Source organism: Ruegeria sp. Alg231-54, from assembly GCF_900143525.1.
In the GTDB taxonomy this organism is placed as follows: Bacteria; Pseudomonadota; Alphaproteobacteria; order Rhodobacterales; family Rhodobacteraceae; genus Ruegeria.
The window spans coordinates 41,380-52,513 of the sequence record NZ_FREZ01000020.1 but is presented as its reverse complement, the minus strand read 5'-3'; the positions used below and the strand labels follow the sequence as shown (position 1 = coordinate 52,513).

Annotated in this window: 8 protein-coding genes; 7 read left to right on the top strand and 1 reads right to left on the bottom strand. The window is 57.2% G+C overall.

Annotated features, from left to right (window positions below; translation table 11 throughout):
* From DHN12_RS22380 to DHN12_RS22350, 7 genes are all read left to right on the top strand, one after another.
* Window positions 1-2,013: cadherin-like domain-containing protein (locus DHN12_RS22380; protein ID WP_199913568.1), on the top strand; the 2,013-nt coding region annotated here is incomplete at its 5' end.
* 251 nt (window positions 2,014-2,264) lie between these two features.
* Window positions 2,265-3,311 (top strand): NAD(P)-dependent oxidoreductase, encoded by a 1,047-nt coding sequence (locus DHN12_RS22375; RefSeq protein WP_108862168.1) that lies wholly within the window; start codon window positions 2,265-2,267, stop codon window positions 3,309-3,311.
* A gap of 3 nt (window positions 3,312-3,314) precedes the next feature.
* Window positions 3,315-4,565, top strand: a complete 1,251-nt coding sequence (locus DHN12_RS22370; protein ID WP_108862167.1) for a class I SAM-dependent methyltransferase — start codon at window positions 3,315-3,317, stop codon at window positions 4,563-4,565.
* Window positions 4,562-5,758, top strand: a complete 1,197-nt coding sequence (locus tag DHN12_RS22365; RefSeq protein WP_108862166.1) for a class I SAM-dependent methyltransferase — start codon at window positions 4,562-4,564, stop codon at window positions 5,756-5,758. Before DHN12_RS22370 ends, DHN12_RS22365 begins: the two co-directional genes overlap by 4 nt.
* 35 nt (window positions 5,759-5,793) lie before the next feature.
* Window positions 5,794-7,065 (top strand): class I SAM-dependent methyltransferase, encoded by a 1,272-nt coding sequence (locus tag DHN12_RS22360; RefSeq protein WP_108862165.1) that lies wholly within the window; start codon window positions 5,794-5,796, stop codon window positions 7,063-7,065.
* A gap of 21 nt (window positions 7,066-7,086) precedes the next feature.
* Window positions 7,087-7,866 carry a sugar phosphate nucleotidyltransferase gene (locus DHN12_RS22355; RefSeq protein WP_108862164.1) on the top strand — a complete coding sequence of 260 codons (780 nt, stop codon included), beginning with the start codon at window positions 7,087-7,089 and terminating at the stop codon, window positions 7,864-7,866.
* A gap of 4 nt (window positions 7,867-7,870) precedes the next feature.
* Window positions 7,871-8,512: a PIG-L deacetylase family protein gene (locus DHN12_RS22350; RefSeq protein WP_108862163.1), complete on the top strand. Its 642-nt coding sequence runs from the start codon at window positions 7,871-7,873 to the stop codon at window positions 8,510-8,512.
* Between the two features lie 179 nt (window positions 8,513-8,691).
* Here the strand turns inward: DHN12_RS22350 and DHN12_RS22345 are convergent, their stop codons facing one another.
* Window positions 8,692-11,124, bottom strand: a complete 2,433-nt coding sequence (locus DHN12_RS22345) for a LamG domain-containing protein (RefSeq protein ID WP_159090179.1) — start codon at window positions 11,122-11,124, stop codon at window positions 8,692-8,694.
* Between the last annotated feature and the right edge of the window lie 10 nt (window positions 11,125-11,134).

The following is an 11,134-nucleotide window of genomic DNA, read 5'->3' as shown; positions in this document are numbered from 1 at the left end:
CTGCAGGGTTTCCTGGKTGAGCAGGACGCGGACAACTGGCTGCGGTTCGACACCTATTCCGATGGCAGCACCCTGCGGGCCTTTGCCGCCGTCACCGTCAATGGCAGCAGCAGCCCGAGGTTCAATGTCGTTATCCCCGGTGGCAACGCTGAATTCCTCGATCTTACCCGCTCCGGAGACACCTGGACCTTCCGCTATTCCACCGACGGTGTGAACTGGACCACCGCCGGCAGCTTCACCCATGCGCTGACCGTCACGGCGGTCGGACCGCTGGCCGGCAGCACCCAGACCAGCGCAGGCTACACCGCGCAGGTGGATTACTTTGAATTTGCCAGTGACCCGATCGCCGATGAGGATGCAGGATTTGTAACGGTGCCTCAGCCGCCTGAGGCAAGCGACGACGCGCTGGCCGCCCTGCCCGATACTGTGCTGACCATCAATGTGGCCAGCGATCTGCTGGCCAATGACAGCGATCCGGATGGCGATGCGCTGAGCCTGACCGCCTTTACCCAACCCGCCAACGGCACGATTGCCGATAATGGCGACGGCACGCTGACCTACACCCCCAATGCCGGGTATGAAGGCAGTGACAGCTTCACCTACACCATCACCGACGGGCAGCTCACCGACACCGCAACCGTAAACCTTGAAGTGAGCGATCCGATTGATGTCTGGTACGGGGACGTACAGACCTTTGGTGCACCGGGCGCGTCGCAGCAATGGGTAAACATCCTGGGCAATGCTCATACCACGGATTTAGTTTCTCTGACCTATTCGCTGAATGGCGGCCCGGAACAAACGCTTTCGATCGGGCCCGATACCCGGCGGCTTGAAGAAGACGGGGATTTCAATATCGACCTCGACTTTGCTGCGCTGGACGGATCGGCCACTGATGACGTTGTGACCATAACGGCAACATATTCAAACGGAGACATCCACACCCAGGATGTCACGATCGAATATGAGAACGGCACGACCTGGGCCCCCGATTACGTGGTCGACTGGTCAGGTGTCACGAACATCCAAGACGTAGCTCAGGTAGTCGACGGGGAATGGACGATTACCCCGGATGGCGTACGGACCGCAGAACCTGGTTACGACCGTATTCTGACTTTCGGAGATCAGTCCTGGGACAACTACGAGGTCAATCTGTCTCTGACAGTCAACGACATCAACAACGGCACCCCGAGAGATGGCGCGGGGCTTGGCTTCGGAATGCTCTGGGGCGGGCATACAGATGATCCTATTTCGGGCTGGCAGCCACTTTCCGGATACAACCCGATTGTTGCGCCGTTTTACGATATGAATGACAGTCAGTTTGAACTCCATGAGCATCCAAACTGGAATTTCCTGCTCGACACAGCGCCTTTCACCTTTACCGAAGGCGCAACATATAACGTGACCATCCGGGTAGAGCAGGCCGACCTGATCAACAGAATCTATCGCTTCAAGATTTGGGAGGAAGGCAGCGGCGAACCTGTGGAGTGGCTGCTGGAGGGGACCGATGTGATGACGGATCCCCTTAATGGTTCCTTCGCACTGATCGCGCACCATTGGGATGTCACCTTCCACGATCTCGACTTTGCCGAGATCAAGGGTGACGATATCATCTTGGGGACCGATGGCCCGGACCTGCTGGTAGCTGTGGATACCAACGCGGCGCTGCCCGGATTGGGGGAACGCGATGTGCTGGTCGGCAATGAAGACGCGGATGTTTTTGTCTTCGGTGATCTGAGCGGCAACTACTACGATGACGGCGACGGCAGCACCGGTGGCGTCAACGATTTTGGCTATGCCTGGGACTTTGTTTCCGGAACGGATCAAATTCAACTGGCCGGGATTTCGGCGGATTACGTGCTGACTGAAGACGCGGCTGGTCTGCCTGAAGGGACCGCAATCTGGCTCGTGGGCTCCGGCGGGGACGAGGATGAATTAATCGGTGTGATCAATGATGTATACGGACTGTTGTTAACCAGTGATGACTTCCTCTTCCAAGGTGATTTGGTAACCTGAAGCGTAGAGATCACGGTTTGAACGCTTTTGACAAAAAGGTTGAATTCTGGTAGCGGCCTTGTATTCAGATTGTACGATTTTGATTAGATTTCGCCCTCGCTGTTGCTTTCAGTTACACTCCGGAAACCCGGAAAATCATAAAGCGATGACCTTTGCCGGGGCGAATATATTTTAATGAAAGCCGCTGGGTTCGACAGCATCAGGTATGCAGTGTCGTTTCGGACCAGGGGTTGTTTTAGGAGGTTGGCGAGTTGCGTATTCTGGTTACCGGTCATAACGGGTATATTGGCGGGGTTCTGATCCCATTTCTGCAGGAACGCGGGCACCATGTGACCGGGCTCGACAGTTACTATTTCGAACATTGTGACATGTCCGGGATGCCCGAGGCGGACGCCGTGATCCGCAAGGATATCCGCGATGTGGGACCTGCCGACATGGAAGGTTTCGACGCGGTGATCCATCTTGCCGGTTTGTCGAACGATCCGATGGGCAACCTCAATCCGCAATGCACCTATGACATCAACGCGGACGCGACGCTGACCCTTGGCCGTGCAGCCAAAGCCGCAGGCGTGGGGCGTTTCGCCTTCTCGTCGTCATGCTCGATCTATGGGGCCGCCAGCCCCGAGGACGTGCTGGACGAAAGCGCCGAATTCAATCCCGTCACGCCTTATGGTGAATCCAAGGTCCGCAGTGAGGCGATCCTGTCCGATCTGGCGGATGACAATTTCTCGCCGGTCTTTCTGCGCAATGCCACGGCCTATGGGGCGTCGCCCAAGCTGCGGGCGGATCTGATGGTCAACAGCCTGGTCGGATATGCCTTCTTGCAGGGTGAGGTTCTGATCAAAAGCGACGGCACACCATGGCGGCCATTGGTTCATATCGAAGATATCAGCCGGGCCTTCCTTGCGACGCTCGAAGCCCCGCGGGACCTGGTCCACAACACCGCTTGGAATGTTGGCCGCTCCAGTGAGAACTATCAGGTGCGCGACGTTGCGGAGCATGTCGAGAAACTGGTTCCGGGCAGCCGCATTGCTTACGAACCAGGCGGCGGGCCCGACAAACGCTGCTACCGGGTGGATTTCTCGAAGATCGAAACCGGGCTGCCGGGTTATGATCCGCAATGGACAGTGCCCATGGGCATTGAGGAACTGCACAAGGCTTATGTGGATAACGGGCTTGAACTGGCGGATTTCGAAGGCTCGCGCTTTATCCGCCTGAATACCCTTCAGGATCACATGGCCAGCGGCGCGCTTGATGGGGAGCTATTCTGGACGGAACGCCGCGCTGCTGTGGGGTGATCCGTGACATCTGCGAATATCACCAAGGACGGTGAAGCGTCGGCTAAAAGCACACCGGGCACAATCTGCCCGTCCTGCGACCAGTCCGGGAATACACTGTCGATCTACGATCTGACCTGCATTCCGGCACAAAGCACGTTGCTTTTGCCGGACCGCGCCACCGCGCTTGGCTTTCCAACCGGAGACATGGCGCTGTGCTGGTGCCCCGAATGTGGGTTGGCCTTCAACGCCCGGTTTGATCTGGCACGGGTCGATTACGGTACCGGATATGAGGACGCGCAAGGCGGCTCGCCCACATTCAATGCTTTCGTTTCCGATCTGGCACAGGGCTGGATCGACCGGTTCGATCTCAAGGGTGGACATCTGATTGAGATTGGGTGTGGCAAGGGCGACTTCCTACGTATGATCTGCGCCCAAGGCAGCTGCAGTGGCACCGGCTATGACCCGGCCTACGTGCCGGGTCATAGCCCGGAACCCGACGGGCTGACTTTCCATGCCAAGGATTTCACCAAAGCCCATGTACCGGTGGACGCGGATTTCATGATCTGTCGGCACACGCTGGAACATATTGGCGACGTGGCCGGTTTCCTGAACCTCATGCGTCAGGCTGTCGGAGATGGAGCCCGTCTGCGCTTTGGTGTTGAGGTGCCGGACCTGCGGCGGATCCTGATCGAAGGCGCGTTCTGGGACATCTATTATGAACATGCCAGCTATTTTACCGCCGGGTCTCTGGCGCGGGCCTTCCGGCAGGCAGGCTTCAATGTGATCGACCTGCGCCGGGTTTATGGTGAACAATACCTGATCATCGAAGCCGTGGTGTCGGATCAGCCGCCACCGCTGCCGGAACTGGCCAACGATCTGGGCGAGACCACAAAACTGGTCGCAGAATTCCGCGATACCGCACGGGCCCGCATCGACGGATGGCGGCAGCGCTTTGCCGCCTGGTGTAGTGCGGGACAGCGCGTGGCGCTTTGGGGGTCCGGCTCGAAGGCGGTGGGGTTTCTGACCACCGTCGGCGATCCCAGGATCGTCTCGTGCGTCGTCGACATCAATCCTGCTCGACAGGGCCATTACATGCCCTGCTGCGCCGCGCCCATCGTGGCGCCCGAAGTCCTCACCGCAGAGCGCCCGGACGTCGTGATCGTGATGAACAGTATCTATCGCGACGAAATCGCCGCCCAGATTGCCAGCATGCAACTGTCCCCAGAAATCCTGACAACTGACACCGCCCCGAAAATGGAGCCAACGCAATGACCGCCCACGCCACACCCTCTGTGCCTGCCTGTCCGGTTTGCGGCGGGGACCATGCCGCGCTGTTCTTTTCCTTGTCCGACCAGCCCGTGCTGATCGGCGTGCTATGGCCGGATGCGGACAGCGCCCGCGCCTGCCGTCGGGGAGATATCGATCTAGCCTTCTGCCCCGACTGCGGATTTATCTGGAATGTGTCCTTCGATCCGGACCGGATCGAATATGATCAACAATATGACAACTCGCTGCATTTCTCGCCAACCTTCCAGAACTATTCGCAAAAACTGGTCGATCGTCTGATAGACACCTATGGGCTGCATCAGCGCACCGTGGTCGATATCGGCTGTGGAAAAGGTGATTTCCTGGCCATGCTCTGCGAGGCCGGGGGCAATACCGGGTACGGCTTTGACCCTTCATACGAGGGCGAGCGGGTCAGCACATCGGCCGCTGACCGCATCACCTGGTCGAATGACTATTATGGCGAAGAACACGCCCGCCTGCAGGCCGATCTCCTAGCCTCGCGCTTTGTCTATGAACACATCCCGGCCCCGAATGAGTTCCTGCGGATGATCCGGCGCTCGATCACCGATCCGGACCGTACGGTGATCTATTTTGAAGTGCCGGACACTGATCTGATCATCCGGCAAGGTTCGGTTTGGGACGTGATTTACGAGCATTGTTCCTATTTTAGTGTCGAATCCCTGACTCGGTCCTTTTCTGCCTGCGGCTTTGATGTGCTGCGCGTGGAAGAGACCTTTGAAAAGCAATTTCTGACAATAGAAGCACGGGCTGCGGGAACAGATACCGGCAACCCGGGCAACGACACCGGCAATCTCGGACAGCTGGCGGCAGATATTGCGGCATTTGGCGAAACGCAGAGCACCAAGATGTCCGACTGGCGTGACCGGCTGACGCAATGGCGTGCCGAGGGCCGCCGGGCCGTCGCCTGGGGGGCCGGCGCCAAGGCGGTTGGCTTCCTCAATATGCTGGGGGATCGCGACACGATCACCCGCGTGGTCGACATCAACCCACACAAACAGGGCAAACATCTGGCCGGAACCGGCCAGCAGATCATTTCGCCACAGGCACTGACGGAAGATCCGCCCGATGTTGTCGTGTTGATGAATCCTATTTACCGTAACGAGATAGCGGCACAATTGGCAGAGCTTGGGCTTACGCCTGAATTGATCAATTCCTGATACGAAACGCATTGAAGCAACAAGAAAGGCCCCGCATGTCAGCTCCTACCGGATCCTTCCCCTGTCGGTTTTGCGGCACAGATCTCAGACATACGCTGGTCGATCTCGGCATGTCGCCATTGTGCGAAAGCTATGTCGCCGAAGAAAACTACTCGAAGATGGAGCCGTTCTATCCGCTCCATGCCTTCGTTTGTCACGAATGCCACCTAGCCCAGTTGGACGAGTTCGTCCCGGCCGAGGAGATATTCACCGAGTATGCCTATTTCTCCTCCTACGCAGACAGCTGGGTGGAACATGCGCGCCGCTATTGCCATGACATGAAAGACCGTTTCGAACTGGGCTCTGACAGTCAGGTGGTCGAAGTAGCCAGCAATGACGGCTACCTGCTGCAGCATTTCGTGACGCTGGGCATCCCCTGTTACGGGGTGGAGCCTGCAGAAAACGTGGCCCAGGTTGCCATCGACAAGGGCGTTCCGACCGAGGTCGAGTTCTTTGGTGTCGCAACAGCTCAGAAGCTGGCCGCCCAAGGACGACAGGCCGATCTGATCCTGGGCAAGAACGTATTGGCGCAGGTGCCCGATCTGAATGATTTCGTGGCCGGGCTGAAAATCATGATGATGCCAGGTGCGGTAATGACGATCGAGTTCCCGCATCTTCTGGCCACCATGGAAGGTAACCAGTTCGATCAGGTCTATCACGAGCATTACTGCTATTTCTCGCTGATTGCTGCGGAACGGGTCTTTGCCCATCACGGCATCCGGCTGTTCGACATCGAAGAGGTATCTACGCATGGCGGGTCACTGCGCATTATTGGCCGCCACGAGGAAGACGACACCAAACCGGTGACGGAGCGTCTTGTTGCCTTCCGCAACCGGGAATTGGCCGCAGGGCTGGACCGGATGGAGACCTATGCCTCTTTCGACGAACAGGTACGTGAGACGAAACGCAAGGCACTGGAATACCTGATCGCTGCGGCGCGCGTCGGCAAACAGATCGCCGCCTATGGTGCGCCCGGCAAAGGGAACACCTTCCTGAACTATTGTGGGATCAAGACCGACCTCATCAGCTATACGGTGGATCGTAACCCCTACAAACAGGGCCGCTATTTGCCCGGGTCCCGGATTCCGATTCACCATCCTGACAAGATCGCCGAAACCAAGCCGGACGTGATTGTCATCCTGCCCTGGAACTTCCGCGACGAGATCTCTGAACAGCTGGCCTATACCGCCGAATGGGGCGCAGAACTGGTGGTTTTTGTTCCCGAAGCCACGGTGCTGACATCACAGGAAACCCGGGCGCGCGCCTAAACAAAAGGAAATGGACCAATTATGAAAGTCGTTCTGTTCTGCGGTGGCCAGGGAACCCGGTTGCGGGATTATTCCGATCAGATCCCCAAACCGCTGGTGCCGGTGGGCGGGCGTCCTATCCTGTGGCACATCATGAAGTATTATGCGTCCTACGGGTACAAGGATTTCATCATCTGCCTTGGCTACAAAGGCGAAACGATCAAACAGTTCTTCCTGGACTATGACGAGCGGGTGAATAACGACTTCGTCTTCGAGAATGGCGGCGCCAAGATCGACGTTCTGCAAAGCGACATTCAGGACTGGCGTATTACCTTTGTCGATACCGGTCAGAACACCAATATCGKMKGCCGTCTTCTGCKCGTGCGCGAGCATCTGGAAGGCGAGGAGATGTTTCTGGCCAACTATGCCGATACGCTGACCGACCTTGATCTTGACGAGATGGTCCGCGGGTTTTCCGCCACCGACGCGGTCGCAGGCTTCTGTTGTGTGAAACCTCCCTACTCCTTTCACCTGGTGTCTTTCGGCGGCGACAACCGCGTGGCGCAGATCTCGGATATCAAAGATTCAGGCATGTGGATGAACGGCGGCTATTTTGCACTGCGACCTGAGATTTTCGACAATCTGCACGAGGGCGAAGAACTGGTGATCGAGGGCTTCGAACGTCTGGTTCAGAAAAAGCGGCTTTATGCGCATCAGCATGAAAGCTTCTGGACCTGCATGGACACGTTCAAGGAAAAGCAGGCGCTGGATGATCGGGTCGCCGCCGGGAATACGCCCTGGCAGGTTTGGAAGGACGACTGAGACGATGCGTGAACTCGGCCTTGGAAAACTCGGCACGGTGCTCTGCCTCGGCGCCCATAGCGACGATATCGAAATTGGTGCGGGCGCAACCATTTTGCGGCTTGTCCGCGACAATCCAGATGCCCATATCGTCTGGGTGGTCTGTGCCGCCTCGGGCGTCCGCGGCGAAGAGGCCCGGGCCAGCGCTGAACGCTTTCTGGAAGGTGCGGGATCGTCAGAGATCATTCTGAAGGGTTTCCGCGACGGCCATTTCCCGCATCAATGGGCTGAGGTGAAGGCGTTTCTGGAAACGCTGAAGGTGCATAATCCAGACCTGATCCTGACCCAATACAAGCAGGATCTGCATCAGGATCACCGCATCCTGTCAGAACTGACCTGGAACACGTTCCGCGATCATACGATCCTGGAATACGAGATCCCGAAATGGGATGGCGGTATAGGTGCACCCAACGTCTTCGTTCCTGCCTCTATCGCAGATACAGACGCAAAGATCGCATTGCTGATGGAATGTTTTGCATCCCAGGCAGGCAAGCACTGGTTCGACGACCTGACATTTCGCGGCCTGATGCGGCTGCGCGGCCTGGAATGCAATGCGCCGGACGCACTGGCCGAAGCGTTCTATGCCCGAAAGCTGCGGCTGGGATAGGAGAAACCTACCACAGACTCAGAACAACCAGTATGCCCCGGAATTCCAGGACATGGTCTCATTTGGGGGCAGCCTGAATTACCCGGGGCGAATTTCCGAAGTCTGGCCGCCTGAACGCAACAAGCCGCCAGAAAAACCTCTGACGGCTTGTATGTTTTAAGGCACGTATGTGCTCAGTATCAGGCTAGCAGATCGAAGGTTTCGACATGCAGCGCTTCGTCTAGGATCTGAACATCAGACACCGTGCCATTGAAGGCATTTCTGACAGAGTCGCCGCCGTTGGAACTGCTCCAACCCAGACCACCAATCTGCAGGGTCTGTTGGTTTGCGGTCAGGTCGAAATCAAACTCTTGTGTTTCCACAAGTTCGCCATCCACAGACAGGCCGATCTCTTCGCCATCGAACCAGACCTGAACATCATAGTCCTGATTGGCCTTGATGCCTTCTACCCTCATATACGCATCGCTTTTTGTCTCGGCATCCTGGAAACGCAGAACCAGGTCGTCACCCTCCAGCATAACAGACAGGTGATCCCCACCGTCGTAGTTCTTGGCATCCTTGGACAGCAAACCCTGGCGGCCGTTCAGGTCATCTGCGTTGAAGGTAAAGGCGATTGAGCCTTCCTCCAGTTCCAGCGCCTGATCGTGGTCATGGTTGATGATGCTTCCTGTCTTACCGTTGAACTCAGCCTCGCCTTCTTCGAAAATCGTTTTGGCTGTGCCGTCCGAAGGTGCTTCCGGCTCGGTCACGGGTGCTTCCGGCTCGGTCACGGGTGTTTCCGGCTCGGTAACAGGCGCTTCCGGTTCAGTAACCGGAGTCTCAGGAAGCGGCTGAGAACCGTAGACAAGCTCCTGCATTTGCTCAGGCGACCATTTCCCCTCGACGATCACAACGTCGGAAATTGTGCCATCAAACGCATTGCCAAAGCCTGCGCTGCCCGAGGCGCTGCCCCAGCCAAGCCCGCCAATCTGCAGATGTTCGACGTTGTCTGCCAGGTTCATTGAAAAGTCGGCGGTATGTACCTGCTGGCCATTCAGCCAAACTCCGACCTCGTTGTCACCGAAAGTGAGTTGCAGATCGTAATCCTGGTTTGCGTTTATCCCAGGGATACGGACGATCTCGTCACCGGAACCGTCCTGGAAGCGCACGACCAGCGAGCCCTTGTCGATATAGACAGCCAGGTGATTACCGCCACCTGCATAATAGCTGGCATCCTTGGTCAGCAGACCATACCGGCCCGAAACGGTATCCGCATTGAAGCTGAGCGCGATGGTCCCGGTTTCCAGCGACAGATCGTTGGTGTGGGCGACCTCGACCACATCACTTTTGGAGCCGCTGAATTCCTGCGTTCCCAGCATGCTGAAAGCGGCGCCCTCAAGCTTGTCGGGCACGTTTCCGCCCGGTGTCTCTCCGCCGGTATCCGGAACGGTCGGCTCGGGATCAACCGGCGCAGGTTCAACCGGTGCCGGGTCTACCGGTGCGGGTTCAACCGGAGCTGGCTCGGGAACATAGGAGGTGCCGTCAAGCAGTTCCGCAAGCCGTTCATGAGCACCGAATTCTTCGGCAGGGCTTCCGCTGACGGGGCGCAGATCTTCAAGCGTCAGACCAAGGCGGATATCACCTTGAAATATCTGGCCGTAGTCGTCCGTATCAGCCTGGTAATTCGACCCGGCCACCTCGGTATAGGAAGTGACAAGGTTCCCCGAACCGGAATTCGCACCGATGATGATCGACGCCTTGTGAACGGTGTCGGGGATGTTGACCACAGTATTGTCACGTATGACGATACCAGACGATCCCCCGGTGCTTTCCACCTTGATGCCGTTAAACATGCCGGTGGCAATGATGTTCTGTTCGATCAGGATGTCGTTGAAGGTCCCGCCCTTCATGAAAATCCCCTGCGACGATACAGCCGCATCGGTTTGGGGAAGAAACACGTTGCCGCGAACAACCCCGTCCGATGATCCGGTACCCTGGAACTGCATGAAGTCCAGGTGCCAGCCAGCGCCCTCGAGCGGGTAAACGTGGCCACCGCCTRTGTTGTTCTCGATCAGGAAGTCAGTAATCCCGATGAACTTGAACGCGTCGCTTCCGATATAATCGACGTAGTTGTCGGAAATCTCGATCCCCTGGTTGGGATAGATGACCAGACCGTTTTTGACATCATGGACATAGTTGCCGCTGATCTTGATGTCGGTGTTGCCGTTGGCATAAATCCCGTAGTGGCCGAAGTAATCATTGTCTTCCAGACCATGAACTTCGGAATTCAGAAATTCCACATGGTGGCTGTTCTCAATCGAAACAACTTTGGAAGCCGCCGCCCCGTTCCCCGGATGGGCAACAGTGATTCCGTCTATATGCAACCCGCGAACAGTGTCGATCTGCAGCGACCGAAAGCGCGCTGCATTTTCGGGATCGATTGACCTGATCTGCACAGGTTCCCGGAAATCGAGGTTCGACAACACGACATCCCCGTAATCGCCAGCTGGCAACCGGATCATCTCGCCGCCCCGGGCCTTAGCCAACTCCTTCAGGAGTTTGTCACCATCGGCAAATGCGGGTGCGGGCGGGATGATTAGCGAACAGAGGCTTCCCGCGAGAAACAACGCCATGCGGAAGCGA